We start from the raw sequence: 26,187 nt of genomic DNA, 5'->3' as shown, positions 1-26,187 counted from the left end.
GATTTCGGCCGCGTGCCAAAATGGTGCGAACCTCTTAACAAAGTCTTTTCAGCGCGGAATTTCCGCAAGAACGGCGGCGGCGACGTCCATTTCCGCCCGGCGCAGTTCACGGCGGCGGAAGGCTTCCTCGTCCGTGCCCCAATGTTCGATCTGCCAGTCCTCGTCGACATGGGCGAGCGCCCAGGCCCTGTCGGCGTCGATGACACCCTCCGCAAGCGCCAGCGCCAGAAGCGCCGAACCGGTAAGCGTCGTCACGGTGTGCAGGCAGGCAAGCGCCAATGGATCGCGGAAGCTGGAAAGCGCCTCGGAAAAGGCCTCGATCGCCGGCGCTGGCTGTTCCTGGTGCATCACGCCTTCGATGAGAATGAAGCGCGCGCCCCGGTTATCGGCCGCCCAGCGGAGGATCGGATCCCAGCCCTCGCGCTGCCGTTCGACGAGCCCGGCCGGTGAATCCGCGCGATAGCAGAGCATGTCCGTGCCGGCAAAGCGCACGATCTCGTCGAAGACCGCGTCGAAGTTCTCCGCGACACCGTCGACGGCCGTGTTGACGAGGCGGGTCACCGGCATCTTCGCCGGATCGATCTCCTCGCCCTGCCCGTCCCATTCGGCGACGAGACGCGTAGCGATCGGTTGTGTCGGCACGGCAAGGAGTTTCTTACCGGGCGTACGCACCGGGCGGCCGTCGAGCAGGATGCGATGGCCCTCCTCCACTTTGTCGGTCGAGACCTCCTTGTAGAAGCGCTTCGGCAAAGGGCGCTTCATCTGGATCTGCGCGCGGCGCACCGGATCGGGATCGCTCATCGCATCGGAAAGGTCGCTCAGAATGTCACGCATCGGAAATCTCCAGCCATTCGAGGAGGTCGGCGGGCGTGCGCAGGATATGGTCCGCGCCGGCCTCGACCAGTTCGGGCACACTGGCATAGCCCCAGGAAACGCCGATCGCCTTCGCGCCCGCCGCTTTCGCCATCTGCATATCGTAAATCGCGTCGCCGATGACAACCGTGCGGGTCGCATCGATGCCCGCCTCGCTGCAGCATTCGGTCACCATGGCCGGGTGCGGCTTGGAGGGGCAGTCGTCCGCCGTGCGCGAGACGAAGAAGGTCTTGTCGAAGCCGTGCGCGGCGCGGATGAGGTCGAGGCCGCGGCGGGATTTGCCGGTGACGGCACCAAGGATCAGGTCGTCTTGCCGTTCGAGGCGCGCCATCATGGCGGCGATGCCGGGAAAGAGCGGCTCCTGGAAACCGGGTTCGGCGCGCACGCCGGAATAGGCCGCCTTGTAGTGTGCGGTCATCGCCAGCGCCTCGTCGTCGACATGCGGCTTGCCCTGCATGCGGGCAATGGCGATGTCGAGCGTCAGGCCGATGATCGCCTTGGTCTCGGAAACATCCGGCCGCGCATGGCCGAAATCGACGAAGGTGCGCGCCATGACCTCATGGATCAGGTTGACGCTGTCGACCAGCGTGCCGTCGCAATCAAAGAGAACGAGCCGCATCAGTCTTCCTCGTCCGCCGCGTTCTGGTCGAAGCCGAAGAGGTTCCAGGTCTGCACCATATGCGGCGGCAGCGGCGCGGTGACGCGCAGGCGCCCGCCATTGGGGTGCGGAATGTCGATGCGGCGGGCATGGAGGTGCAGGCGGTTCTGTACGCCGCCGGGGAAATTCCAGTTGATGTCGGCCTCGAAATATTTGGGATCGCCGAGGATCGGGTGACCGATATGGGCAGCGTGGACGCGCAGCTGGTGCGTACGGCCGGTATAGGGCTCCATTTCCAGCCAGGCAAAATTCTGGGCGGCCTGCTCGATGACCCGATAGAAGGACACGGCATGATCGGCGCCGTCCTCGCCGTGTTTGGCGATGCGCATCCGGTCGCCATCCGGCGTTTGCTCCTTGACGAGCCAGGTCGAGATCTTGTCCTCATGCTTCTTCGGCACGCCCATCACCAGCGACCAGTAGGTCTTCTTGGTATCGCGCTCGCGGAAGGCGGCCGTCAGCTTCTGCGCCGCACCGCGCGTGCGGGCTATGACGAGCACGCCCGACGTGTCGCGGTCGAGCCGGTGCACGAGGCGCGGCTTTTCGCCCTTCTGGTTGGTCCAGGCCTCGAGCATCTGGTCGATATGGCGATTGACGCCGGAACCACCCTGCACGGCGATGCCGGCCGGCTTGTTGAGCACGATGACCTTGTCGTCCTCATGCAGCAACATGCGAGAGAGCAGTTCGTGATCGGAGGAATGCTTTAGATCGCGGCCGGCTATGGGTCCGCCCTTCGCAGCCTTGGCATCGACCTCCATCGGGGGGATGCGGATCATCTGTCCCGGCTGTACGCGGGTATCGCTCTTGACGCGGCCGCCATCGATGCGCACCTGGCCGGAGCGCAGCAATTTCTGGAGCGGGCCGAAGCCGAGGCCCGGATAGTGGATCTTGAACCACCGGTCGAGCCGCATGCCCGCCTCGTCGTTCTCCACCTGCTTGTGTTCGATGCCTGCCATGTCAGCCTTCTTTCGTTGCGCCGTGCTTTAGCGCAAGAACCGGCTGAGGGGAACCGTCTAGAATGCGCGGAAGGTCAGCGTCGTCAGCGAGCGCACGATGCCCGGAATGGAGGCGACGTGATCGTTGATGAACTTGCCGATATCCTCCTCGCTGTCGACATAGATTTTCAGGAGCAGATCGTAGTCGCCACTCGTCGAATAGAGCTCCGAAATGAGTTCCGTAGCGTAAAGCGCATCGGCAACTTCGTAGGTTTTGCCCGGAGCGCATTGCAATTGCACGAAAATCGGCTTCATCGGTCCTCCCGCGCCATCGGCGGCATGCTTGTTGCCGCCCGATTCCGGCGGCCTACAGTGCTTCTTATGACGGAATTCCGCCGGCAAAGGCAAGGCCGGCCGAAATTCGTACAGACCGTTAAAATTCGATGAAAATGCAACCCTTGCGGTTCATGTCTCGGAAAGGCGCAACTGTTAAATTGCGAGAACGAAACCAACACCGTAGAACGCCATGACACAGATCGTGACAGTTTCGCCGGCAACGGCCGCCTATGCATCACAAGGGATGCGGCTGCAGACGCGCGCGAACACGCTTTTCGAGGAACGCATCCACGCCTGGAGCCAGGACGCCAAGGTTCGGGGTGACGCCCGCGCGATCGCCGCGCTCAATGTCATCCAGCCGCCGGCCCTCGCGCTCGCGCTGATCACGGCGCCCGGAGGCACGCCGCAGGTAACGGTCGCCGAGGCGCAACGCCTCTATGACGAGAACGAACTGCCCGCCCTCCCGGAATCCGCCTGATCCTCCCCACAGAAACAGCCGTCCTCCGACCTCTGGCCCCCTCGGGGGCCTTTTCTTTGCAGCCCTCTCCCGGCCCTTTCCCGCTACGACAAAAATTCGCTTGGGAGCGACGCAACGCTCTTGCCAAAGCGCAGGCAACGCCGTTATCTGGAGGCAACCTCGCTGGGAGAAGCTGGCCGTCCGACCACGGGCATGGCCGGTGCCGAAGGAGCAACCGCCCCGGAAACTCTCAGGCAAAAGGACCAGCAAGGTGCCGTCGTAACTCTGGAGAGAAGCGTTTTTCGAGCGCTCGCCGAAGGGATAACAATCTCAGGCGAAGGGACAGAGGGGGCTCAGGAGAGCGGCGCGAGAGCGCCGGGATTGTGAGCCGGTGCCCGTTAAATCGTGGGCGCCACAAGACTGGAGGGCGCCTTTTGGACGAAACGTCTGAACTCAAGAAAACCCCGCTTCATGCGCTGAACGTTTCGCTCGGCGGACGCATGGTGCCGTTCGCCGGCTATGAGATGCCGGTGCAATACGCTGCCGGCGTGATGAAGGAGCATCTGCACACCCGCGGGGCCGCCGGCCTCTTCGACGTGTCCCATATGGGCCAGGTGACTGTGCGCGCCCGCTCCGGCGACAATGCCGACGCCGCTCGCGCGCTGGAGACGCTGGTGCCGGTCGACGTGCTCGGCCTCGGCGAAGGCCGCCAGCGCTATGCCCTTTTCACCAATGACGAAGGCGGCATCCAGGACGACCTGATGATCGCCAACCGCGGCGACCATTTCTACGTCGTCGTCAATGCTGCCTGCAAGGACGCGGATTTCGCCCATATGCAGGCGAAGATCGGCGATGTCTGCGAACTGACATTGCATGACGACCGCGCCCTCATCGCCCTGCAGGGCCCGCATGCCGAGGCCGTGCTTGCCGAACTCTGGGCGGACGTCTCCTCGATGCGCTTCATGGACGTGCGCGCCTGCGACCTGCACGATGCCGACTGCATCGTCTCGCGCTCGGGCTATACGGGTGAGGACGGTTTCGAGATTTCCATCCCCGCCAGCCTCGCCGAAGCGGTCTGTCGCCGCCTGCTCGACCATCCGGACGTGTTGCCGATCGGCCTTGGCGCGCGCGATTCGCTGCGTCTTGAAGCCGGCCTCTGCCTCTACGGCAACGACATCGACACGACGACGACGCCGGTGGAAGCCGGTCTCGAATGGGCGATCCAGAAGGTGCGCCGCACGGGTGGCGAGCGCGCCGGCGGTTTTCCGGGCGCCGCTGTTATCCTCGACCAGCTTGAGAACGGTGCCTCGCGCCGTCGTGTCGGCCTGAGGGCGGAAGGCCGGGCGCCGGTGCGCGGCGGTGCGGTGCTTGCCACCGACGCCGAGGGCGAGGATGTCGTCGGCACCGTCACGTCTGGCGGCTTCGGCCCGAATGCCGACGGCCCGGTGGCCATGGGTTACGTCACCAAGTCCGCGATCGCGCCCGGCACCCAGCTCTATGCCGGCGTGCGCGGAAAATTCCTGCCCGTCACCGTCGCGGCGATGCCCTTCGTCAAGAACACCTTCAAACGCTGACCAGCGAACAGATTTTCCCAGGAGAGGAACGAACATGCTGAAATTCACCGAAGAACACGAGTGGCTGAAGATCGAGGGCGGCGTCGCGACCGTCGGCATCACGCAGCACGCAGCCGAACAGCTCGGCGATCTCGTCTTCGTGGAACTGCCCGAGGTCGGCGCGACCTTCGAAAAAGGTGGCGATGCCGCGACCGTCGAAAGCGTCAAGGCCGCCTCCGACGTCTATTGTCCGCTTGACGGCGAGATCGTCGAGGTCAACGAAGCAATCACCGCCGATCCCTCTCTCGTCAACAGCGACCCGCAGGGCGCCGGCTGGTTCTTCAAGCTGAAGCTCGCCAACCCGTCCGATGCGGATGCGCTGCTCGACGAAGCCGCCTACAAGGAGCTTGTCGGCTGATGTCTCTCCCCAAGGATTTCGCCTTTACCGATTACCAGCCCTACGATTTCGCCAACCGTCGCCATATCGGCCCCTCGCCGAAGGAGATGGAGGCGATGCTGAAGGTGATCGGCTATGACAGCCTCGACGCGCTGATCGACGACACCGTGCCGAAATCGATCCGGCAGGAAAAGCCGCTCGAATGGGGCGCGGCGATGACCGAGCGCGAAGCGCTCGACAAGCTGCGCGAGACCGCCAACCGCAACAAGAAGCTCGTCTCGCTGATCGGCCAGGGCTACTACGGCACGATCACCCCGCCGGTCGTCCAGCGCAACATCCTGGAGAACCCCGCCTGGTACACGGCCTATACGCCCTACCAGCCGGAAATCAGCCAGGGCCGTCTTGAAGCGCTGCTCAACTATCAGACCATGGTCTGCGACCTGACCGGCCTCGATGTCGCCAACGCCTCGCTGCTCGATGAAGCGACGGCCGCCGCCGAAGCCATGGCCATGGCCGAGCGCGTCTCGAAGTCGAAGGCAAAGGCCTTCTTCGTCGACGAGAACTGCCACCCGCAGACCATCGCGCTCCTGAAGACCCGTTCCGAGCCACTTGGCTGGAGCGTCATCGTCGGCGACCCCTTCACCGATCTCGACCCCGTCGACGTGTTCGGCGCGATCTTCCAGTATCCCGGCACCTACGGTCATGTGCGTGACTTCTCGGGCCTCATCTCGCGTCTGCACCAGACCGGCGCCATCGCCGTCGTCGCGGCCGATCCGCTGGCCCTCGCCCTCCTGAAATCGCCCGGCGACATGGATGCGGATATCGCCATCGGCTGCACCCAGCGTTTCGGCGTGCCGGTCGGTTACGGCGGGCCGCATGCGGCCTATATGGCGGTCAAGGACGCCTACAAGCGCTCCATGCCCGGTCGCCTCGTCGGCGTTTCCATCGACGCGCGCGGCAACCGCGCCTACCGCCTGTCGCTGCAGACCCGCGAACAGCACATCCGCCGCGAGAAGGCGACGTCGAACATCTGCACCGCGCAGGTGCTGCTCGCCGTCATGGCCTCCATGTATGCCGTCTTCCACGGCCCGCAGGGCCTGAAGGCGATCGCGCAGAGCGTGCACCAGAAGACCGTGCGCCTCGCCAAGGGCCTCGAGAAGCTGGGTTACACGGTCGATCCCGAGGTCTTCTTCGACACGATCACCGTGCATGTCGGCAAGTTGCAGGGCATCATCCTGAAGACCGCTGTCGCGGAAGAGGTCAACCTTCGCAAGATCGGTGACGACCGCATCGGCATCAGTCTCGACGAGCGCTCGCGCCCCGTCACGCTGGAAGCCGTCTGGCGCGCCTTCGGCGGCGATTTCGAGGTGGCGGAGTTCGAGCCGGACTACCGCCTGCCGGAAGACCTGCTGCGTACCAGCGAATACCTGACGCATCCGATCTTCCACATGAACCGCGCGGAAAGCGAGATGGTGCGCTACATCCGCCGCCTCTCCGACCGCGACCTCGCGCTCGACCGCGCGATGATTCCGCTCGGTTCCTGCACGATGAAACTCAATGCGACAGCGGAAATGCTGCCGATCACCTGGCCGGAATTTGCAGAAATCCATCCCTTCGTTCCGGCCGACCAGGCGCAGGGTTATCGCTACCTCATCGAGGACCTGTCGCAGAAACTCTGCGACATCACCGGCTACGACGCCGTTTCCATGCAGCCGAACTCCGGCGCGCAGGGCGAATATGCCGGCCTGCTGACCATCCGCGCCTACCACCTCGCCAACGGCAACACGCACCGCGACGTCTGCCTCATCCCGACCTCCGCGCACGGCACCAATCCGGCCTCCGCCCAGATGGTCGGCATGAAGGTCGTCGTCGTGAAGGTGTCTGACAACGGCGACATCGACATGGACGATTTCCGTGCGAAAGCAGAGCAGTACGCGGAAAACCTCTCGTGCTGCATGATCACGTACCCCTCCACGCACGGCGTCTTTGAGGAGAATGTGCGCGAGATCTGCGAGATCGTCCACAAGCACGGCGGCCAGGTCTATATCGACGGCGCCAACATGAACGCCATGGTGGGCCTTGCCCGCCCCGGCGATATCGGCGGCGACGTCAGCCACCTCAACCTGCACAAGACCTTCTGCATCCCGCATGGCGGCGGCGGTCCCGGCATGGGCCCGATCGGCGTCAAGGCGCACCTTGCGCCGTACCTGCCGGGTCATCCCGATATTCCGGGTCTCGGCGGCACCGGTGCGGTCTCGGCAGCGCCCTTCGGCTCTGCCTCGATCCTGCCGATCTCGTGGAGCTACTGCCTGATGATGGGTGGTGCTGGCCTGACGCAGGCGACGAAGGTGGCGATCCTTAACGCCAACTACATCGCCGCCCGTCTCAAGGGCGCCTATGACGTGCTCTACACGTCCTCCAGGGGCCGCGTGGCGCACGAGTGCATCATCGACACGCGCCCGCTTGCCGAAAGCGCCGGCGTCACCGTCGACGACGTCGCCAAGCGGCTGATCGACTGCGGCTTCCACGCCCCGACCATGAGCTGGCCGGTGGCCGGCACGCTGATGATCGAGCCGACCGAATCGGAGACCAAGGCCGAGATCGATCGTTTCTGCGAGGCGATGCTGGCGATCCGCGAGGAAGCCCGCGCCATCGAGAACGGCACGATGGACAAGGTCAACAACCCGCTGAAGAACGCCCCGCATACGGTGGAAGACCTCGTCGGCGAATGGGACCGCCCCTATTCGCGCGAACAGGCCTGCTACCCGCCGGGCGCCTTCCGGGTGGACAAGTACTGGTCGCCGGTCAACCGCGTCGACAACGTCTACGGCGACCGCAACCTCGTCTGCTCCTGCCCGCCGCTCGAGGACTACGCGGAAGCCGCCGAGTAAGCATCGCAAGACTTTGAGTCCCCGGCCGATCCTATCGGCCGGGGCTTTTCGTTGCGGGCAGGGAAAGATTGGCGGTGGGGCGAGCCCTTACGGGGAGACTGCAACGTCCACCCAGAAGCGGGTAAAGCCTTCTGCAAAATCACGGTAGCCGCTCAGCGTGGAAGGCTTGACCGCATAGGCATTGGCACCGTTTTCATAGGCGCGGTTGACGTCGGTGGCGCTGGACGACGAGGACAGCATGATGACGGGCGTCACCGCCGTGCGGGCGCGTCCGCGCAGCCGCTTGAGCAGCTCCATGCCGCTGGTGCCGGGCATGTTGATGTCGAGAAGGATATAATCGAAGGCCTCGCGGTCGAGCCGGTCGCTCGCCAGTTCCGCATCGGCGACATGGGTGATTTCGAGCGCACTGCCGGTATCGCTGAAGGCACGCATGACGAAGCGCACGTCCACCGGGTCGTCGTCCACGACGATCAGCTTTCTAGCCGAGCCTCCCACGATCGTTCCCCTTTGACTTTATGGGTTGCGGAAACGTCACGACGAAGCGTGCCCCCGGACCATACTGCGTGTCAAGCGCTATCACACCGTTGTGGCTCTCGACGATCCGGCGCGCCAGGGCAAGTCCGACGCCGGTGCCCTGATACACCGTCTCATCGCGGTGAAGACGCTGGAACACCTCGAATATCCGCCCGACATGCTGCGGATCGATGCCGATACCGTCATCCTCGACGACGAATTCAGTGCCGTCAGCCCCCTCGCGGCAATAGACCCGCACGACGGGCGCGTCGCCCGGCCGGCGATATTTCAGCGCATTGCCGATGAGGTTTTGCGCCAGCCGCTTCAAGAGCTCGGGATCGCCCATCACCTCGGGCATCGGTGCGGTCTCGACATGTCCATCGGCCTCCCGCACATGGCTTTCCAGGAGCGCCAACGCCTCACGCACCACGTCGGAGAGCGAAACGGGCTTCGGCGCCGAGATCCGGTAGGCGATCTGCGAGTATTCCAGCAGGCTGTCGATGATCCGGCGCATGCGCGCGGCACTCTTGCGGACGTGGTCGGCATAGTGCGGCAATTCGGTCATGTCGCCGCGATGCAGGTCTTCCGAGATCATCTCGGCAAACATGGACAGATGGCGCAGCGGCGCCTTCAGGTCATGCGAGACGGTGGCGGTGAACTGGTCCAGCGCCTCGTTCTTGCGGCGCAGCTCGTTCGTCTGGGCCTCCACCTGCTGCTGCTGGCGCTTGGCCTCGGTGATGTCGCGGCCGACGCAGACAATCTCGCAGGCGCCGTCCTCGTCGAAGATCGCGACGGTCGTCCACAGAAGCCATGTCTCCTGCCCGCCGCGCCCCTCCATGCAGACTTCCAGCGTCTTCATCGGCTCGGCGCGCGTGTAGCTGCCGATGTCCATCAGCACCGCCGTGTGCTCCGGCGCGCAGGACACGTCCGGCAGGTACCGCCCGATCAGCTCGTCGGTCGTCGAGCCGACGAAATGGGCGTATTTGTCGTTCGCAAAACGGATCGTCAGGTTCCGGTCGAAACGCAGGATCATGTCGGGCAGGATCTGCAGCAGCGAGAGATACTCGCGGCGTTTCGCCTCCAGCGCCGCTTCGGTGCGCTTCAGCTCCGATATGTCGACACGCAGCGCGACGATGTCGCCGGTCTCCGACACATGGCTCTCACCGCGGATCCACCGGTCCTTGCCGAACTCGAAGATGGCGCCGCCGCTGCCGGTGTTGCGATGGCTTTCGAGACGCTCGCGCACCATCGCCTCGGCCTCTGGCGTGCCCTCGCGAATGCCAGGAAACATGCCGACGCGGATGTTGGCACGCGCAATGCTTTCCAGCGTCACGCCGACACGCACGGCATCGCGGGCAAGGCCGCAACGCTCCTTGTAGGAACGGTTGAACAGGACGAGGCGCTCCTCCCGGTCGAAGATTGCAAAACCCTCCGTCATGGTGTCGAGCGCCGCGGCGATGCGCTGGCCCAGCAGGATCTGCTCGCCATGGCTGCCCCCGCTCAAAAGACTGCGCAGGAGAAGCGCATAGGACGGGCCGGCTGCCTCATCCGGCAGCGCGATCACATGGGCTGACGCTTCGAAGATGTTGCCGTTGTCGTGGCGAAAACCGAGGGCATGGGTGTTTTCACGGCCGGCCGCGGCCTGGCCGGCAAGAAGCGCCGCCGCGACCTCCCCGGCGAGAACAACCATGCCCGCAGGCCGCCTGTCGTCGCGATTCCAGCCGAATGTGCGGGCGGCCGCGTCGTTGTGGGAGACAAGGCGCGCCTCGGCGTCGACGATGACCACAGGAAAGGGCAGGTTCTGGTACAGTGTCGCGGTAAAGCCGTCCATCGCTCGCGCCCCTCCCGCTGGCAATCACGCCGGCACCGGATTCGCGCGCCGCGCGTGGGAGACTAGGCAAAACTGCCAGAGAAGAAAAGCCGCAAGGATTGGCAGTCCGCGCCGGCCTGCCGGCAAGTTTAGCCCGCCCGTACGGTCGGCTGGCCGGAAGCGGCAAGGGCCGCAAGATCGGCAGGCTTCAGCTCGACCGATTCGCCGCAGCCGCAGGCCGACGTCTGGTTCGGGTTGTGGAAGGTGAAGCCGGAGCGCAGCGTCGTCACCTCGAAATCCATCTGCGTGCCGAGAAGGTAGAGCACCGCCTCCGGCGCAACCCAGACCTTTGCACCATTGTGCTCGATCAGGTCGTCCTTGGCATTGGGTTCGGTGACGAGGTCGATGGCATATTCCATGCCGGCGCAACCGCCCTTCTTGATGCCGACGCGAATGCCCTTGGCATCGCTGCCGGCATTGTCGACGATCGCCTTGACGCGGTCTGCCGCCGCATCGGTGAGTGTCATCACTGCAAAGGCCATGGGCCGTTTCTCCTTCGCCGACCGGGTTCAAGGCCCGGCGGTCTGTGATTCCGAATCTAGTGACGACGGGTTAACGGATCAAGTCACGGAAAGCACAAGTGCCTTGCCCTATCCGGCTGCGTTGCCGAAATCAGTACCAGCCGACGGCGACCTGCGCCTCTTCCGACATGCGGTCCGGCGTCCACGGCGGATCGAAGGTCATCTTGACCTCGACGCCGGATACGCCTTCGACCGCACTGACCGCATTCTCGACCCAGCCCGGCATCTCGCCGGCCACGGGGCAACCGGGTGCCGTCAGGGTCATGTCGATCTTGACCATGCGGTCGTCTTCGATGTCGATCTTGTAGATCAGGCCGAGCTCGAAGATATCGGCCGGGATTTCCGGATCGTAGACCGTCTTCAGCGCGGAGATGATGTCGTCGGAAAGGCGCGCCAGTTCGTCGTCCGGGATCGCCGAATGGACGATACCGTCGCGGACGTCGATCTTGTCTTCCGTTGCGTCGAGGGACATGGGCCTACTCCTCAGGCGAAAAACTTGCGGGCATGGTCGAGCGCGTCGGCCAGGACATCGACTTCGGCACGCGTGTTGTAGAGGCCGAACGATGCCCGGCATGTGGAGGTGACGCCGAAGCGTTTCAAGAGCGGCTGGGCGCAATGGGTGCCGGCGCGCACCGCCACCCCTGCCCGGTCGATGACCATCGAGACGTCATGGGCGTGGATGCCTTCCAGCTCGAAGGAGAAGATCGAGCCCTTGCCCGGTGCCGAACCGAAAATCCTTAGCGCGTTGATCGACGACAGCCGCTCATGGGCATAGTCGCGCAGCTCCGCCTCGTGGGTGGCGATCGCCGCGCGGCCGATCTTTTCCATGTAGTCGAGCGCATAGCCGAGACCGATCGCCTGCACGATCGGCGGCGTGCCCGCCTCGAAGCGGTGCGGCGGGTCGTTGTAGGTGACGATGTCCTCGGTGACGTCGACGATCATCTCGCCGCCGCCCTGGAAGGGGCGCATCTCTCTAAGGCGATCCATCTTGCCATAGAGCACGCCGATGCCGGAGGGGCCGTAGAGCTTGTGGCCAGTCATCACGTACCAGTCGCAATCGATGTCGCGCACGTCGACCGGCATATGCACCGCGCCCTGCGAACCATCGACCAACACCGGAATGCCGCGTTCACGGGCGATGCGGCAGATTTCCTTGACGGGCACGATGGTGCCGAGCGCATTCGACATATGCGTGATGGCGATGAGCTTGGTGCGCTCCGTCAGGCACTTTTCGAACTCTTCGATGTGGAAGGCACCCGCATCGTCCACCGGGGCCCAGACGAGCTTAGCGCCCTGCCGCTCGCGGATGAAATGCCACGGCACGATGTTGGAATGATGCTCCATGATCGACAGAACGATCTCGTCGCCCGCCCCGATCTTGGGCATGCCGTAGCCGTAGGCGACGGTGTTGATCGCCTCGGTCGAGGATTTGGTGAAGATGATCTCGTCGACCGAGGAGGCGTTGAGGAAACGGCGCACCTTTTCGCGTGCCGCCTCGTAGGCATCGGTGGCGGCATTCGACAGGAAGTGCAGGCCGCGATGCACGTTGGCATATTCGTTGGAATAGGCGTGGGCAATCGCGTCGATCACCGACTGCGGCTTCTGCGCCGACGCGCCGTTGTCGAGATAGACCAGCGGCTTGCCGTAGACCGTCTTCGACAGGATCGGGAAATCCTTACGGATCGCCTCGACGTCATAGGCCAGTGCAGGGGCGTGTTCCATCTCGTTCGTCCTATGTCAGGCGTGCCCTGGAGCGTTCCCGTTCCTTCGAACCGCGAGCGCCCCTTTTCTTGTTTGCGCAACCCCGGGCCGACCGTCCTGCGGTCCAGCCCGGGATAGCGCCTGATCAGGCGTGCTTGTCGAGCCAGTCGGCGATGACGCCTTCCAGCGCCTCGACCAGCGGCTCGTCTTCCAGCTCCTCGACGATCTCGGCGACGAAGGCGTTGACCAGCATGGCGCGCGCCTTGTTTTCCGGGATGCCACGGGCCATCAGGTAGAAGAGCTGCGTGTGGTCGATGTCGATCACGGTCGCACCGTGGCCGCACTGCACGTCGTCGGCGAAGATTTCGAGCTCCGGCTTGGCCGAGAAATCCGCTTCGTCCGAAAGCAGCAGCGTGTTGCACGACATCTTGGCGTCGGTCTTCTGGGCATCCGGCGCAACGCGGATCTGGCCCTGGAAGACGCCGCGCGCGCGATCGAAGATCACGTTGCGGATCACTTCCGTCGAGGTCGTGTTCGGCACATCGTGACCGACCGTGAAGGTCACGTCGTTGTGCGTCTCGCCGCCGAGCAGGTTGATGCCGCGCAGGATGAGGTCGGAGCCTTCGCCCGCCACCACGACATGGATTTCCTGCCGCACGAGCTTACCGCCGGCATTGATCACGTAAAGGCGGAGCTTTGCGTCCGTGCCGAGCGTGATGCGGATCTGGCCGAGATGGGTGTCCGCCGCACCCTGCCCCTGCAAAATGACCCAGGTGATATCGGCACCGTCGGCAAGCGACAGGTCGCTGACCGTCGTGACGAAGGCCGCGGTGTCGCCGACCGCCGCATGGCGCTCGATGACGGTCGCCTTGGTATTCGCGCCGAAGCTGACCGGGAAGCGCGTATGGGCCTGGCCCGCATTCTGGACCGTCTGGATTTCGAGAGGTGCTGCCAGCTCGGTGCCCGCGGGGAAATCGAGCACGAAACCGTCCCGAACGAAAGCGCCGTTGATGCGGCCGATCGCGTCGTCGCGGTCACGGGCAGCAAGGCCGTCCGCGGCCGTGCCGTCGGCCAGCGCATCGGCAAAGGTGCGCAGCGTCACGCCCTCGACCGAGCCGCGGGCCTCCGCAAGGCCGTTGACGACGGACAGCACCGTCGCCCCCTCGACCAGCGGCCCGATCCGCGCGGCGGAGGCTGCGGGATCGAAGGCCGGAACGGCGCGCAGCAGCGCCTTGAGGTCCGTATAGTGCCAGGCCTCGATGCGGCGCGTCGGAAGGCCGGCATCCTTGAAGTCGCTGATGAGGACGTCGCGGGCAGCGAGCACGGCACCATCACCCGGTAGTTCGCCGAGCGCGTGGTCGTAGGCTTCGCAAAGCGCCGTCTCGGCGACGGAGAGCTTCATGCCTGTCTGCATGTTCATGAGATCACTCCTTCGCCAAGCCGTCAGGCGGCGGCGCCGATAATGTCGGCGTAACCGTTTGCTTCCAGCTCGTGCGCCAGCGTCTTGTCGCCGGACTTGATGACCTGGCCCTTGTAGAGAACGTGCACCGTATCGGGCACGATGTAGTCGAGCAGGCGCTGGTAGTGCGTGATGACGATGACGGCGCGGTCGGGCGAGCGAAGCGCGTTGACGCCGTCGGCGACGATCTTCAGCGCGTCGATGTCGAGGCCGCTGTCGGTCTCGTCGAGGACGCACAGCTTCGGCTCGAGCAGCGACATCTGCAGGATTTCAGCGCGCTTCTTCTCACCGCCGGAAAAGCCGACATTGAGCGGACGGCGCAGCATTTCCGGGGCGATCTTCAGCTCGGCGGCAGCTTCCTTGACGCGACGCATGAAGTCCGGCGTCGTCAGTTCCGCCTCGCCGCGCGCCTTGCGCTGTTCGTTCATCGCAACCTTCAGGAACTGCATGGTGGCAACGCCGGGGATTTCGACCGGGTACTGGAAGGCGAGGAAGATGCCCTTGGCGGCGCGCTCGGCCGGGTCGAGTTCCAGAATGCTCTCGCCGTTGTAAAGGATGTCGCCGTCGGTGACTTCGTAGTCCTCGCGGCCGGAGAGGATGTAGGAGAGCGTCGACTTGCCCGAGCCGTTCGGGCCCATGATGGCGGCGACTTCGCCGGCCTTCACGGTGAGATTCAGGCCGCGGATGATCTCGGTGCCGTCTTCGGCGATGCGGGCGTGCAGATTCTTGATTTCAAGCATGGTTTCTCGGTCCTGCGTTCGGAGCGGTCAAACGCTCCCGTCTTGGTTTCAGAAGCCGAGGAAGAAGTGGACCAACGGGAGCATCGCGGCGGACAACCCGCCAAGGCCGAGCCCCAAAACCGTGCGTATCGCCACGTTCCGAACGTTGGGCGCATACGCTGCCAGTCCACCGCATACCACGGCGTAATACGTCAGATTGACCGGATCCATGTCGTGTCTCCCGATGAGAACCGCATCCCGCTAATATAACGGATCACACGGAAACTTCATCGAAGGACCTGTCCGGTCCCCCCGGCGGAAGCCGCCGGGACATTCCTTCACCCGATCAGCCGACCGAGCCTTCCAGCGAGATGCCGATCAGCTTCTGCGCCTCGACGGCGAACTCCATCGGCAGTTCCTGGATGACTTCCTTGACGAAGCCGTTGACGATCAGCGCGATCGCCGCCTCGGTCGGGATGCCGCGCTGCAAGCAGTAGAACAGCTGGTCTTCCGAGATCTTCGAGGTGGTCGCCTCGTGCTCGAAATGGGCCGTCGCGTTCTTCGCCTCGATATAGGGCACGGTATGCGCGCCGCACTTGTCGCCGATCAGCAGCGAGTCGCACTGGGTGAAGTTGCGTGCGTTCTCCGCCTTGCGGTGGGCCGAGACCTGGCCGCGATAGGTGTTGTTGGAGAAGCCCGCGGAAATGCCCTTGGAGACGATGCGGCTCGACGTGTTCTTGCCGAGATGGATCATCTTGGTGCCGCTGTCGATCTGCTGGTGGCCGTTCGAGACGGCGATCGAATAGAACTCGCCGCGCGAACCATCGCCGCGCAGGATGCAGGACGGGTACTTCCAGGTGATGGCGGAGCCGGTCTCGACCTGCGTCCACGAGATCTTGGAGTTCTTGCCCCGGCAATCGCCGCGCTTCGTCACGAAGTTGTAGATGCCGCCCTTGCCTTCCTTGTCGCCCGGATACCAGTTCTGGACGGTGGAATACTTGATCTCGGCATCGTCGAGCGCGACCAGCTCGACGACGGCAGCGTGAAGCTGGTTCTCGTCGCGCTGCGGCGCGGTGCAGCCTTCGAGATAGGAGACGTAGGCGCCCTCTTCCGCGATGATCAGCGTGCGCTCGAACTGGCCGGTGTTCTTCTCGTTGATGCGGAAGTAGGTCGACAGCTCCATCGGGCAACGAACGCCCTTCGGCACGAAGACGAAAGAGCCGTCGGTAAAGACCGCGGAGTTCAGCGTCGCGTAGAAATTGTCGGTCGTCGGCACAACGGTGCCGAGATACTTCTTCACAAGCTCAGGATGCTCGCGGATGGCTTCCGAGATCGACATGAAGATCACGCCGGCCTTCTTCAGCTCTTCCTTGAAAGTGGTGACGACGGAGACCGAATCGAACACGGCGTCGACGGCGATCTTCGACGTCTGCACGCCGGCAAGGATTTCCTGCTCGCGCAGGGGAATACCGAGCTTCTCGTACATCTTCAGAAGCTCGGGATCGACCTCGTCGATCGACTTCGGGCCGGTCTGGTTCTTCGGCGCGGCATAGTAGTAGAGATCGTTGAAGTCGATCTTCGGATAGTCGACGCGCGCCCAGGTGGGCTCTTCGAGCGTCAGCCAGCGGCGATAGGCGTCGAGGCGCCATTCGAGCATCCAGTCGGGCTCGCTCTTCTTGGCCGAGATGAAACGGATGATGTCCTCGGAAAGCCCCTTCGGAGCCTTCTCCACCTCGATGTTCGTCTCGAAGCCGTATTTGTACTGGTCGACGTCAATCTGACGGACCTGATCGATCGTTTCCTGCACCGCAGGCATATCGTTCTCCAATCTCGCCGGATCCAAGGTCCGGCAGTTTGTCAACGTCTGGCGGGGCCTCCCGCCGCTTATGTAAGCGCCAAAGGCGGTTTTTCCCACCTTTTGGCAAGCGAAAACTTGCGTTCCCGCAAGATTCCCGTCAGGCCGCCCGTCGCCGCGCCATGACGCGCGAAAAGGCAGCCAGAAAACGCGCGACATCCGCCTCTGTCGAGGCCGGACCGAGCGACACGCGAAGCCCGCCGAGCGCCGCGTCGAACCCCATGGCGGTCAGAACGTGGCTCTGCCCGACCTTGCCCGAGGAGCAGGCCGAGCCGGCCGAAAGCGCGATACCCTCGAGATCGAAGGCGATTTGCCCGGTCTCCGATTTCAGGCCGGGCAGGCTGAAGAACGAGGTGTTGGCGATGCGCTCGACGTCCGCACCATGGATGACGACGTCGTTCGTCGCCGCCCGCATGCCGCTCTCCAGTGCGTCGCGCAGCGCACCTATTCGTGCGTTGCGCCCGGCAAGATCCGCCACCGCCGCGCGGGCGGCTGCGGCAAAGCCGGCAAGCGCCGCCGGGTTCTCCGTGCCGGAGCGATGGCCTTTTTCCTGGCCACCGCCGCGGATCAGCGGTGCGGGCATCAGAACCTCGCCGCGCGAGATCAGCGCGCCGGCGCCCTTCGGGCCGCCCAGCTTGTGCGAGGAGACGATGAGGAAATCGGCGTCGAGTGCCGCAATGTCGATGGACACGCGGCCGGCGGCCTGCACCGCGTCGACGACGAGAAGACCACCGTGACGGTGCACGACCTCGGCGACGCTCTTCACGGGCTGCACGATGCCCGTCTCGTTGTTGGCGAGCATGACCGCCACCATCGGCAGGCCCTTCGCCTTGTCATGGCCCGCAAGAAGCGTTGTCAGGGCCTCGAGATCGACGAGGCCGGCGCGGGTGACGGGGATCGTCGTCACGGCATCGCGCGCAAAACGCCCGCCCTCGCGGATCGCCGGATGCTCGATCTCGGAAACATAGAGACGGCCGATGGCAAGCGGCGTGCGGCCCATGCGGTAGTCGGGAGTCAGGGCGAGGTTCGCCGCCTCGGTGGCGCCGCTCGTGAAGATCACATGGGCCGGCGCCGCATTGAGCAGCGCGGCGACGTCACGGCGCGCGGCCTCCACCAGCATGCGCAGCGCCCGGCCCTCGCCATGCACGGACGACGGGTTGCCGACGCTGTCGAGCGCAGCAAGAACGGCCTCGCGCGCCGCCGGCAGCAGGGGTGCCGTGGCGTTCCAGTCCAGATAAGTGCGCTCCGTCTTCGTCATTTCTCACCCATGCGCGCACGATACATTCGATACGGCGTGCATTTTCCTTGAATTTTCCGTCGGGCTTGCCTTATGACACCAAGCTCACGGCGTCCCGTGGGCGCCTATACAGTTTCGAATGGTTCTAAACTAGGTTCTAGAAAAGCTGACTGGTTTCGTCAAGACTTCAGTTGACAAGAATCCGTTCCAGAACGCGAACTTGCCGGAGTAAGAATGCCCGAAATCATCTTCAACGGACCCGCCGGTCGCCTTGAGGGCCGTTACCAGCCGTCCAAGCAGAAGAACGCCCCGATCGCCATCGTGCTGCATCCGCACCCGCAGTTCGGCGGCACGATGAACAACCAGATCGTCTACCAGCTGTTCTACATGTTCCAGAAGCGCGGTTTTACGACGCTGCGCTTCAATTTCCGTGGCATCGGCCGCAGCCAGGGCGAATTCGACCACGGCGCAGGCGAATTGTCGGATGCGGCCTCCGCACTCGACTGGGTGCAGAGCCTGCATCCCGATTCGAAGAGCTGCTGGGTCGCCGGCTATTCCTTCGGCGCCTGGATCGGCATGCAGCTGCTGATGCGCCGCCCGGAGATCGAGGGCTTCATGTCCATCGCCCCGCAGCCGAACATCTACGACTTCTCGTTCCTCGCCCCCTGCCCGTCGTCGGGTCTCATCATCAACGGTGATTCCGACAAGGTGGCACCGGAGAAGGACGTCAACGGCCTCGTCGAGAAGCTGAAGACGCAGAAGGGCATCCTGATCACGCACCGCACGGTGCCGGGCGCCAACCACTTCTTCAACGGCCAGACGGAAACGCTGATGGCCGAGTGCGAAGACTACCTCGACCGCCGCCTTGCCGGCGAACTGACCCCGGAGCCGGCCGCCAAGCGCATTCGCTGACCGGCGGAGAGAGACAAAGGAAAAAGCCCGGCGACATCTCGCCGGGCTTTTTCTTTGCCATATGTTCGCCTGATCAATTCGCGCGCTTGACGACCTCGAGCACCACAGCGGGCGGCTCCGCCTGGCGCACGCAGTCACGTCCGGCGTTCTTGGCGGCATAGAGCGCATCGTCCGCCCGGCGCATGGCAAACCGCAGCGGCTCGCCGCGCGTCACCTCGGCAACGCCGAAGCTGGCGGTGATGCGCACGGCCGGCGGCAGGCCGGGAATGGGCGCGACGGCGCGGGTTGCGCGCAGGGTCTGCGCGAAAAGCAGCGTCGCCTCCTTGCCGGTGTTCGGCAGGAAGAGCGCGAATTCCTCGCCGCCGATGCGCGCGACCAGCGCGGCCACCGGCGCCGCGACACGCAGTGCCTCGCCGAAGGCGCGGATGGCGTTGTCGCCGCCCTGGTGGCCATGGGTGTCGTTGACCGACTTGAAGTGATCGATATCGCACAGGATGAGGCCATGCGGACCCGCGCCCGCAAGAAGCGCATCGATGCGGTTGTCGAAACCACGGCGGTTGAGGAGACCGGAGAGCGGATCGACCTCCGCATTGCCCTTCTCCTCCGCGACGATCTCCAGCACGAGCACACAGAGCAGCATCAGGCCGACGGTAACGATCAGCACTGCGCCCATGCTCTGCGAGACGAGCGCAAACTGGCTGGCGAGATAATCCTTTGCCGTGTTGCCTGCCCCGGCGAGCACTGCGGCATAGGCCTTTGCCAGGAAATGCACGCTGGTCAGCGCAAGAAGCACGATGAGCGCCCGGTCGACGAAGCTTGCCGGGCGGGCGCGCCAGACCGCGAAGGCGCTCATCCCGAGCGCCACCGCGAAGGGGGTCTGGTAAGGCAACGCATGGGCGAGCGTACCACGCGGCAGGTCGTAGATGACATAATCGAGCGCGACGAAGGCGACGAAGATGGCGGCAAGGACCCAGCGATTCGTACGGAGGCCGTAGAGATGGCCGACACCGATGCGCAGCATCAGCATGCCGCCGAGCATGGCGGCAAAGGCAAGGATCGCCCAGAGCCTTGCCGGCGGCGCATAGGCGACGAGGAATTCGAAAAGGGTGGAAAGCGAGGCGACGGCATAGGTGCCGGCAAACCAGCGGGCTGCGACGCGATTGCGGCTCCGGGCGGACACCGCGAGGAAAAACATGCAGAAACACTGCGCGATGAGAAAGTTCACCGCCAGCAGGAAGCCCGCGCCACTCATTGGCCACCTTACGCAAGACAAAAAGGCCGCTCCGTGCAAAAGCGCCCCGGAGCGATCCGGACGAATCCTAGAAGGCGCCCGCGAAGAAAGCGTTAATCGCCGGTTGCGTGTTTCTGGAGTACGCCGCCGGAAACAGGCGTCTTCACGCCCGTCGTGCCTGGGAAGGTGAGCGGCAGGCCACGCAGCGAGCGGACGGCAAGATAGGCCCAGGCCTCCGCCTCCATGCTGTCGCCGTCGAGATCGACCGCCTCGGCCGTCACCACCTCAGCCGCTTCCGTCTCGGCAAGCGCCGCCAGATCCCCCATGATCACCCGGTTGAGCCGGCCGCCGCCACACACGACATAAAGTTTCGGCCTCTCCGGCAGGTGGCGGGCGGAGCGCAGGATGGCGGCGGCGGTGACATGGGCGAGCGTGCGCGCACCGTCTTCAAGACTTGCGTCCGGCCCCTCGGGCGGGCGGAAATCGTTGCGGTCGAGCGAGCGGCGCACCGGATCGGTGAAGAAGGCATGGTTGAGATAACGCTCCGCAAGGCCGGGATCGACGCGGCCCTCCGAGGCGATCATGCCGCCCTGGTCGTAGGGAATGCCGGCATGGGCCTCGACCCACTGGTCGATCAGCGTGTTGCCGGGACCGCTGTCAAAGGCGACGATCGCCCCGCCGGCGCCGATGAAGGTGATGTTGGAGATGCCGCCGATATTGACGAAGACGACCGCCTTGCCGGTGGCGCCGGAAAGGCCGGCGGCAAGCGCGGCGTGATAGGCGGGAATGAGCGGCGCCCCCTGCCCGCCATGCACCATATCGTTCGCCCGCATGTCATAGACCACATCGATGCCGGTTTCACGGGCGAGCAGCCCGCCGTCGCCAAGCTGCACCGTCAGGCCGGCATTCGGCCGGTGCAGCACGGTCTGGCCATGGAAGCCGATGACGTCGATGTCGGATGCCGTCAGGCCGTTCCCATCCAGGAAGGCGCGCACGGCTTCGGCGTGGCGCAACGTCAGCTCCCGTTCGATCTCGGCGAGATCGCCCGGCCGCTGGCTGCGAACGTCGATCGCCTTGGCGGCCTCCAGCGCGCCCTGCAGACGGCGGCGGAAGGCGGCGTCGTAGGGTCGCGCGAGACAGGGGCCGCGCTCGACGACGGCCTCGCCGTCCGTGCGCAGCAGCGCGACATCGATGCCGTCGAGGCTCGTGCCACTCATCAGACCGATCGCCGTTTGCAGTCCATTCATGCATCCGCTCCAGAATCACTTTTGAAGTGATTATGCGGCGAAACAGTGCTAAACGCCCGGCGGTCCGCCGGAAAATTATCTCCGGCCGCCCCATCCCGCCCAAAGCATTCCGGCAAGAGAGACAGGCCATGTCCGAATTCAAATCCGATTTCCTCCGCACGCTGAAAGAGCGCGGTTTCATCCATCAGATCTCCGATGAAACCGGCCTCGACGATCTTCTCGCCAAGGAAACCGTGACGGCCTATATCGGCTTTGATCCGACCGCGCCGAGCCTGCATGCCGGCGGCCTCATCCAGATCATGCTGCTGCACTGGTTCCAGAAGACCGGCCACCGGCCGATCTCGCTGATGGGCGGCGGCACCGGCATGGTCGGCGACCCGTCCTTCAAGGATGAGGCACGCCAGCTGATGACGCCGGAGACGATCGACGGCAACATCGCCAGCATCAAGAAGGTCTTTTCGAGCTATCTCGCCTATGGCGAAGGCCCGAAGGATGCGCTGATGATCAACAATGCCGACTGGCTGCTCGGCATCAACTACCTCGAGTTCCTGCGCGACGTCGGCCGCCATTTCTCGGTCAACCGCATGCTGTCCTTCGACAGCGTGAAGATGCGGCTCGAGCGCGAGCAGTCGCTGTCCTTCCTCGAATTCAACTACATGATCCTCCAGGCCTACGACTTCGTTGAGCTCAACAAGCGCTACGACGTGCGCCTGCAGATGGGCGGCTCGGACCAGTGGGGCAACATCATCAACGGCATCGACCTCGGCCACCGCATGGGCACGCCGCAGCTCTACGCCATGACCTCGCCGCTTCTGACGACCGCGTCGGGCGCCAAGATGGGCAAATCGCTCTCCGGTGCCGTCTGGCTGAACCCGGACATGCTGTCGGCCTATGATTTCTGGCAGTACTGGCGCAACACAGAGGATGCGGACGTCTCGCGCTTCCTGAAGCTCTACACGACGCTGCCGATGGACGAAATCGCCCGGCTTTCCGCACTCGGCGGCGCCGAGATCAACGAGGTGAAGAAGATCCTCGCCACCGAGGTGACGGCGATGCTGCACGGCCGCGAGGCGGCCGAACAGGCCGCCGAGACCGCCCGCAAGACGTTCGAGGAAGGCGCGATCGCCGAAAACCTGCCGTCCATCGACGTTTCCACCGGTGAGCTCGAAGCCGGCATCGGCCTCCTCAGCCTCGTCGTCAAGGCCGGCCTTGCCGCCTCGAACGGCGAAGCCCGCCGCCACGTGCAGGGCGGCGCGGTGCGCATCAACGACACCGCCGTTTCCGACGAGCGCCGCGTCATCGGCACCGCGGACGTTTCCGCCGATGGCGTCATCAAGCTGTCGCTGGGCAAGAAGAAGCACATCCTCGTCCGCCCGGCCTGAGAGCGGGCAAACGAAACCGAGATCAAGGCCGCCTCCGGGCGGCCTTTTTCATTGGAATTCGAAAATGTTGCGGAAGACGCCGGGGGCGATGATCGACAGCGGGTTGATCGTCAGCTTCGGCTTGTCGAAGGGGCCGGAGAGCTTGAAGGTGATGCCGATCAGGCCACGATCGTTGCCGTTGCCGAGGATGATGCCGATCAGCGGCAGCTCGGCGAACAGCCGGTTGAGGCCATAGGCCGGCATGAAGGTGCCGGTCATGTCCGTCCGGCCGTTGGCATCGCGCACCGTGCCCTGGAAGGTGGCGCCGACGGTTTCGCCGCGCACCACGCCGTTTTCAAGGCTCAGCGCACCGCCACCGGTGCGCACCTGGGCAAAGCCGCGGGAGAATTTCACGGCGCTGACGTCGATCTCGCGGCGCACCGCATCGTTGAGGCTGCGCCCGCTTTCTCCGGCCGGCGTCGAGACCAGCGAGCGCAGCCGCTCCTCGCCGACAAGCGCGAAGTTTCTGACATCGACGGATCCGCGCCAGATGCTGCCTGCCGTCTCGCGCAGGCGGACATTCAGGAGGCCGCCGCGCATGTGGCCATAGATATCGGCAAAGCGCGCGACGGCACCGGCATCGCCGCTGGTGAGCTGAATGGCATCCGAGGCGCCATTGCTGGCAAGCTGCGCCACGACCGGCGCACCGCTCTTCGTCACCGCCGAAAGATCCACGCCGGAAATGCGGCTGCCTGCCGTGCTGTAGCGGAAGCTGACATTGGAGAGCGTTTCGCCATTGAAGCCGACAGCACGCGCGAGATCGGCCCGGATGGTAACGCTCTGTTTTTCGCCGCCACCGCCGGTCGGGTTCTTGAGACGCGCCAGCACGGCGCGCACATCGGCCGCCTCGCCGTCTGCCACGATCGTATAGCCGGACTTTCCGCGCTCCACCTTCACGCGAAAGCGGTCGTCCGCCGAAAGCCGGACGGTGGAGAAGTTTGCCGCATCGAGCCGCGCACCCCGGAAGGTGAGATTGCCCGCCACGCTGAAACCGTCGCCGGCAAAGCGGAAATCGGAGACGCGGGTGACACCCTCCTTCTTGTCGGCCGTCAACGTGATCTTGCCGCCGATGCCCGCGCCCTTGGTCCAGCCGATCCATGGAATGGAGACCGCGGCCGCACCGACATCCGCCTCCGCCGCCATAGGACCGTCACCATCCTGTTCCAGCCGCACCCCGACCGGGCCTTCCACCACGTCGTCGAGGCCCGGCAGCAGCTTGCGACGGTCCCTGTTGTCGAGCGTGCCCGACAGCACCGTCTTGCGCTTGAAGCTCGCCGCCTTGCCGACGGGCTCGACCAGTTCGATGTCGAGCGTCACGCCGTCGATATCCCCCTTTGCCTTGAGGTCGGCCTTCTGCGGATCGATGGCGAGAAGGCCGCGCAGGCCGGTGACAGCGCGCCCTGCAATCGGCTTGGCCACGTCGACATTGTCGAGCGTCAGGGCGGCCGTCCATTGCGGCGGCGGCGGATTGTGGGCGGAGATGACGCCGAAATGCGCCTTCACCTTCGCCTTCACCTGGCCGCTGAAATCGTCGGGCGCAAAGCCCGTCGCCGGCAGGGCGCGGATTGGCCGATAGGTCACAAGTTCGGCAATCGCGTCGGCATTGCCGGCGACATCGATGTCCATGTCCGCCATCAGCGGCTTGGTATAATTGTCCGGCAGCACGAAGGTGCCGCCGGTCAGCGCGACGGAACGGCCGGACGGGAAGTAGGCTGTACCGCCGTTGATTGTGATCTCCGTGCGCGGGCCACGGAGGCGGAATTTTCCCGACGTGTCGCGCAGCGGCGGGATTTCGCCGGCGACATTCATGCGCGCACCCTCGATGTCGAAGTCGATCTTCAGCTCCTCGGGGCCGAGATGCATCGGCACGCCCGGCAGACGCTCGCGGCCTTCGGCAAGATAGAATTCGATCCGGCCGTTGGTGACCGTGCCGCCGAAAATGTTCTTGATCACCCAGCTGCGCGCCGTCTTGGCCATCCAGAACGGCCAGAACTGCTTGACGGCAGCCGATTCCAGCTCGCTGGCGATCATGACGAAGCTGACCTCCGGCTCCCGGTCGCCGAACCGCATGGCGAGCGAGCCGGCAACATTGCCTTTCTCGCTGGAGACGGCCATTTCCTCGAACAGCAGGTTCTTCGTCTTCGGGAGATAGTAGCCGTTGACCTTGGCATCGAAATGGATCGGCGCCTCGCTGGAATCGACGGGACGGCTTACCGCATTGCTGAAGACGAGGTCGATGGCAAAGCCCTTGTCCGGCCGGTCGGAGACCCGATCAAGGTCGATCAGTCCGCCGGTGAATGGAAACCGCGACTGGCCGACGCCGGCATCCTGCGAGGCGAGCTCGATCGACCCCTTGTCGAAATTGTAGCCGACCTTGAGGGTGGACGGGCGCAGCTCCGCGGCAACGCCATCGCCGTAGACCGAGCCTGCGGCAAGCGCGACGTCGAGGCCGAGCACCGGCTTCGTATTGTCGGTCTCACGCACCGCATGGACCGAGACGTCCGCCGACGTGTCGACCCCAGCATGCACATTGCCGTTGACGTCATTGCCGAGCAGGAATTTTCCGAGCGCCACGTTGCGGATCGAGCCGTCCAGCGTGCGCACCGATCCCGCGCCGCCCGAGGCGGTCAGGTCGATCTCCCCCTCGGCCCCGTCCATCGTGAAATGCCCGTCGATCGACATGGTGCCGTCGTCATCGCGGGTGAACTGCAGGCTGGCGATGGCCAGCGTCACCGGCTTGCCGCCCGGCCCCTGGAAGGTCGCGCCGAGGTCGGAAATCTTGACGGTCTCCATGCCGTTCGTGTCGATGAGGCGGCTGACACCGTCGAGGCGTTCGAAGGTCGTTTCGAGATAGTCCGGCACGTCGGAAATGCGCAGCGCCGCCAGGTCGAGCGGCTTGCTCTTGGGCAGAAGCGCGGCATTGAACATCGCCCCGTCCACGTCGAGCCGCGAGACGGCGATACGGCCTGAGGCAAGCCCGAGCGGATCGAGCACGATGCCGATCGATTCGGTCGTCGCCAGTTCCTTGCCGGATTCGATCTCGACGATGCGGACATTCTCCGCCTTCAGCGCAAAGCCGCTGAACCCGGCAAGCCGCAGCACGGTGTGGTCGACAGAGACACGGTACCGCGCGCCGAGCGCCTGGTTGAGCGCGGCGACGGCGCGTGCATTCAGCGTGTTGTCGAAAAGACCGGTCTCCACCAGGCCGATGATGACGGCGCCGAGAAACAGGACGAGCGCGATCGTTGCGGCAACGATACGGCAGGCGATACCGGTGCGGCTCGCCTCGACCGCGTGCAGGACGATGGGCTCGTGCGCCTGCGCGGACGGCAGTTCGTGCAGCGGAACGATGTCCTTCCTGCGGAACACGACCTTCTCGTCGCGGAGTTCTGCCATCGCGCGCT

At 64.6% G+C, this 26,187-nt stretch carries 23 protein-coding genes and 1 riboswitch; of the genes, 6 read left to right on the top strand and 17 right to left on the bottom strand.

The annotated features are described in order from the left end of the window. Window positions 1-48: 48 nt before the first annotated feature. Genes K0P03_RS08685 through K0P03_RS08670 form a run of 4 tightly spaced genes read right to left on the bottom strand, consistent with a single transcriptional unit; the run spans window position 49 to window position 2,778 of the window. Window positions 49-834 carry an ATP12 family chaperone protein gene (locus K0P03_RS08685; protein WP_023515301.1) on the bottom strand — a complete coding sequence of 262 codons (786 nt, stop codon included), beginning with the start codon at window positions 832-834 and terminating at the stop codon, window positions 49-51. Beyond that, complete coding sequence (locus K0P03_RS08680) at window positions 827-1,492, bottom strand: HAD-IA family hydrolase (protein ID WP_272789373.1); 666 nt, start codon at window positions 1,490-1,492, stop codon at window positions 827-829. The genes K0P03_RS08685 and K0P03_RS08680 overlap by 8 nt, the downstream gene beginning before the upstream one ends. Then, entirely contained in the window at window positions 1,492-2,484 is a 993-nt protein-coding gene (locus K0P03_RS08675; protein WP_050743949.1) for an RluA family pseudouridine synthase, read from the bottom strand. The genes K0P03_RS08680 and K0P03_RS08675 overlap by 1 nt, the downstream gene beginning before the upstream one ends. Window positions 2,485-2,541: 57 nt before the next feature. Beyond that, window positions 2,542-2,778, bottom strand: a complete 237-nt coding sequence (locus K0P03_RS08670) for an Lrp/AsnC ligand binding domain-containing protein (RefSeq protein WP_024271053.1) — start codon at window positions 2,776-2,778, stop codon at window positions 2,542-2,544. Between the two features lie 211 nt (window positions 2,779-2,989). Between K0P03_RS08670 and K0P03_RS08665 the strand changes: the two genes are divergently transcribed. From K0P03_RS08665 to gcvP, 4 genes are all read left to right on the top strand, one after another. Continuing rightward, window positions 2,990-3,277, top strand: a complete 288-nt coding sequence (locus tag K0P03_RS08665; RefSeq protein ID WP_023516894.1) for a hypothetical protein — start codon at window positions 2,990-2,992, stop codon at window positions 3,275-3,277. Between the two features lie 153 nt (window positions 3,278-3,430). After that, a riboswitch (glycine riboswitch) is annotated at window positions 3,431-3,532 on the top strand. Window positions 3,533-3,690: 158 nt separating this feature from the next. Beyond that, window positions 3,691-4,830 (top strand): glycine cleavage system aminomethyltransferase GcvT, encoded by a 1,140-nt coding sequence (gene gcvT, locus K0P03_RS08660; RefSeq protein ID WP_023516893.1) that lies wholly within the window; start codon window positions 3,691-3,693, stop codon window positions 4,828-4,830. Window positions 4,831-4,864: 34 nt separating this feature from the next. Then, the gene (gene gcvH, locus K0P03_RS08655; protein WP_050743947.1) at window positions 4,865-5,227 is read left to right on the top strand and encodes a glycine cleavage system protein GcvH; all 363 of its coding nucleotides are present in this window, start codon (window positions 4,865-4,867) and stop codon (window positions 5,225-5,227) included. Then, entirely contained in the window at window positions 5,227-8,097 is a 2,871-nt protein-coding gene (gene gcvP, locus K0P03_RS08650) for an aminomethyl-transferring glycine dehydrogenase (RefSeq protein ID WP_272789372.1), read from the top strand. Before gcvH ends, gcvP begins: the two co-directional genes overlap by 1 nt. A gap of 87 nt (window positions 8,098-8,184) precedes the next feature. On the opposite strand, the gene K0P03_RS08645 is transcribed toward gcvP, so the two are convergent. From K0P03_RS08645 to K0P03_RS08600, 10 genes are all read right to left on the bottom strand, one after another. Next, window positions 8,185-8,592: a response regulator gene (locus K0P03_RS08645; protein ID WP_023513104.1), complete on the bottom strand. Its 408-nt coding sequence runs from the start codon at window positions 8,590-8,592 to the stop codon at window positions 8,185-8,187. Continuing rightward, entirely contained in the window at window positions 8,576-10,441 is a 1,866-nt protein-coding gene (locus K0P03_RS08640; protein WP_272789371.1) for an ATP-binding protein, read from the bottom strand. Before K0P03_RS08640 ends, K0P03_RS08645 begins: the two co-directional genes overlap by 17 nt. A 128-nt stretch (window positions 10,442-10,569) precedes the next feature. Further along, a complete protein-coding gene (gene sufA, locus K0P03_RS08635) occupies window positions 10,570-10,962 on the bottom strand; it encodes a Fe-S cluster assembly scaffold SufA (protein ID WP_050743944.1) in 393 nt (130 codons plus the stop codon). 130 nt (window positions 10,963-11,092) lie between these two features. Beyond that, window positions 11,093-11,473 (bottom strand): SUF system Fe-S cluster assembly protein, encoded by a 381-nt coding sequence (locus K0P03_RS08630; protein WP_023513107.1) that lies wholly within the window; start codon window positions 11,471-11,473, stop codon window positions 11,093-11,095. An 11-nt stretch (window positions 11,474-11,484) separates the two neighbouring features. Then, window positions 11,485-12,723: a cysteine desulfurase gene (locus tag K0P03_RS08625; RefSeq protein WP_272789370.1), complete on the bottom strand. Its 1,239-nt coding sequence runs from the start codon at window positions 12,721-12,723 to the stop codon at window positions 11,485-11,487. Between the two features lie 124 nt (window positions 12,724-12,847). Further along, window positions 12,848-14,122: a Fe-S cluster assembly protein SufD gene (gene sufD / locus K0P03_RS08620; protein ID WP_272789369.1), complete on the bottom strand. Its 1,275-nt coding sequence runs from the start codon at window positions 14,120-14,122 to the stop codon at window positions 12,848-12,850. A 23-nt stretch (window positions 14,123-14,145) separates the two neighbouring features. Next, on the bottom strand, window positions 14,146-14,901 hold the full coding sequence (gene sufC / locus K0P03_RS08615) for a Fe-S cluster assembly ATPase SufC (RefSeq protein ID WP_023513110.1): 756 nt from the start codon (window positions 14,899-14,901) through the stop codon (window positions 14,146-14,148). A 48-nt stretch (window positions 14,902-14,949) separates the two neighbouring features. Beyond that, on the bottom strand, window positions 14,950-15,111 hold the full coding sequence (locus K0P03_RS08610) for a hypothetical protein (RefSeq protein ID WP_023513111.1): 162 nt from the start codon (window positions 15,109-15,111) through the stop codon (window positions 14,950-14,952). Between the two features lie 115 nt (window positions 15,112-15,226). Next, entirely contained in the window at window positions 15,227-16,696 is a 1,470-nt protein-coding gene (gene sufB / locus K0P03_RS08605) for a Fe-S cluster assembly protein SufB (protein ID WP_023513112.1), read from the bottom strand. A 139-nt stretch (window positions 16,697-16,835) separates the two neighbouring features. Further along, window positions 16,836-17,993, bottom strand: a complete 1,158-nt coding sequence (locus K0P03_RS08600; RefSeq protein ID WP_272789368.1) for a cysteine desulfurase family protein — start codon at window positions 17,991-17,993, stop codon at window positions 16,836-16,838. A 213-nt stretch (window positions 17,994-18,206) separates the two neighbouring features. On the opposite strand from K0P03_RS08600, the gene K0P03_RS08595 reads away from it, so the two are divergent. Beyond that, window positions 18,207-18,884 carry an alpha/beta hydrolase gene (locus K0P03_RS08595; protein ID WP_023516508.1) on the top strand — a complete coding sequence of 226 codons (678 nt, stop codon included), beginning with the start codon at window positions 18,207-18,209 and terminating at the stop codon, window positions 18,882-18,884. 73 nt (window positions 18,885-18,957) lie between these two features. Here K0P03_RS08595 and K0P03_RS08590 read toward each other — a convergent pair whose 3' ends face one another. Beyond that, window positions 18,958-20,079: a GGDEF domain-containing protein gene (locus tag K0P03_RS08590; RefSeq protein WP_336314285.1), complete on the bottom strand. Its 1,122-nt coding sequence runs from the start codon at window positions 20,077-20,079 to the stop codon at window positions 18,958-18,960. A 149-nt stretch (window positions 20,080-20,228) separates the two neighbouring features. Next, the gene (locus K0P03_RS08585) at window positions 20,229-21,362 is read right to left on the bottom strand and encodes an anhydro-N-acetylmuramic acid kinase (protein WP_272789366.1); all 1,134 of its coding nucleotides are present in this window, start codon (window positions 21,360-21,362) and stop codon (window positions 20,229-20,231) included. A gap of 128 nt (window positions 21,363-21,490) precedes the next feature. Here K0P03_RS08585 and tyrS point away from each other — a divergent pair, with 128 nt between their 5' ends. Next, on the top strand, window positions 21,491-22,744 hold the full coding sequence (gene tyrS, locus K0P03_RS08580) for a tyrosine--tRNA ligase (RefSeq protein WP_023516511.1): 1,254 nt from the start codon (window positions 21,491-21,493) through the stop codon (window positions 22,742-22,744). 48 nt (window positions 22,745-22,792) lie between these two features. On the opposite strand, the gene K0P03_RS08575 is transcribed toward tyrS, so the two are convergent. Further along, window positions 22,793-26,179: a YhdP family protein gene (locus tag K0P03_RS08575; RefSeq protein WP_023516512.1), complete on the bottom strand. Its 3,387-nt coding sequence runs from the start codon at window positions 26,177-26,179 to the stop codon at window positions 22,793-22,795. Window positions 26,180-26,187: the final 8 nt, after the last annotated feature.

Origin of the sequence: Shinella sp. HY16 (assembly GCF_028534175.1) — a bacterium.
In the GTDB taxonomy this organism is placed as follows: Bacteria; Pseudomonadota; Alphaproteobacteria; order Rhizobiales; family Rhizobiaceae; genus Shinella.
This window is presented reverse-complemented; position numbering and strand designations above follow the sequence as displayed.

Coding starts and splice junctions, on each gene's coding strand:
- K0P03_RS08685 (WP_023515301.1), bottom strand. CDS start 834: ATGCGTGACATTCTGAGCGACCTTTCCGATGCGATGAGCGATCCCGAT.
- K0P03_RS08680 (WP_272789373.1), bottom strand. CDS start 1,492: ATGCGGCTCGTTCTCTTTGATTGCGACGGCACGCTGGTCGACAGCGTC.
- K0P03_RS08675 (WP_050743949.1), bottom strand. CDS start 2,484: ATGGCAGGCATCGAACACAAGCAGGTGGAGAACGACGAGGCGGGCATG.
- K0P03_RS08670 (WP_024271053.1), bottom strand. CDS start 2,778: ATGAAGCCGATTTTCGTGCAATTGCAATGCGCTCCGGGCAAAACCTAC.
- K0P03_RS08665 (WP_023516894.1), top strand. CDS start 2,990: ATGACACAGATCGTGACAGTTTCGCCGGCAACGGCCGCCTATGCATCA.
- gcvH (WP_050743947.1), top strand. CDS start 4,865: ATGCTGAAATTCACCGAAGAACACGAGTGGCTGAAGATCGAGGGCGGC.
- gcvP (WP_272789372.1), top strand. CDS start 5,227: ATGTCTCTCCCCAAGGATTTCGCCTTTACCGATTACCAGCCCTACGAT.
- K0P03_RS08640 (WP_272789371.1), bottom strand. CDS start 10,441: ATGGACGGCTTTACCGCGACACTGTACCAGAACCTGCCCTTTCCTGTG.
- sufA (WP_050743944.1), bottom strand. CDS start 10,962: ATGGCCTTTGCAGTGATGACACTCACCGATGCGGCGGCAGACCGCGTC.
- K0P03_RS08630 (WP_023513107.1), bottom strand. CDS start 11,473: ATGTCCCTCGACGCAACGGAAGACAAGATCGACGTCCGCGACGGTATC.
- K0P03_RS08625 (WP_272789370.1), bottom strand. CDS start 12,723: ATGGAACACGCCCCTGCACTGGCCTATGACGTCGAGGCGATCCGTAAG.
- sufD (WP_272789369.1), bottom strand. CDS start 14,122: ATGAACATGCAGACAGGCATGAAGCTCTCCGTCGCCGAGACGGCGCTT.
- sufC (WP_023513110.1), bottom strand. CDS start 14,901: ATGCTTGAAATCAAGAATCTGCACGCCCGCATCGCCGAAGACGGCACC.
- K0P03_RS08610 (WP_023513111.1), bottom strand. CDS start 15,111: ATGGATCCGGTCAATCTGACGTATTACGCCGTGGTATGCGGTGGACTG.
- sufB (WP_023513112.1), bottom strand. CDS start 16,696: ATGCCTGCGGTGCAGGAAACGATCGATCAGGTCCGTCAGATTGACGTC.
- K0P03_RS08600 (WP_272789368.1), bottom strand. CDS start 17,993: ATGACGAAGACGGAGCGCACTTATCTGGACTGGAACGCCACGGCACCC.
- K0P03_RS08595 (WP_023516508.1), top strand. CDS start 18,207: ATGCCCGAAATCATCTTCAACGGACCCGCCGGTCGCCTTGAGGGCCGT.
- K0P03_RS08590 (WP_336314285.1), bottom strand. CDS start 20,079: ATGTTTTTCCTCGCGGTGTCCGCCCGGAGCCGCAATCGCGTCGCAGCC.
- K0P03_RS08585 (WP_272789366.1), bottom strand. CDS start 21,362: ATGAATGGACTGCAAACGGCGATCGGTCTGATGAGTGGCACGAGCCTC.
- tyrS (WP_023516511.1), top strand. CDS start 21,491: ATGTCCGAATTCAAATCCGATTTCCTCCGCACGCTGAAAGAGCGCGGT.
- K0P03_RS08575 (WP_023516512.1), bottom strand. CDS start 26,179: ATGGCAGAACTCCGCGACGAGAAGGTCGTGTTCCGCAGGAAGGACATC.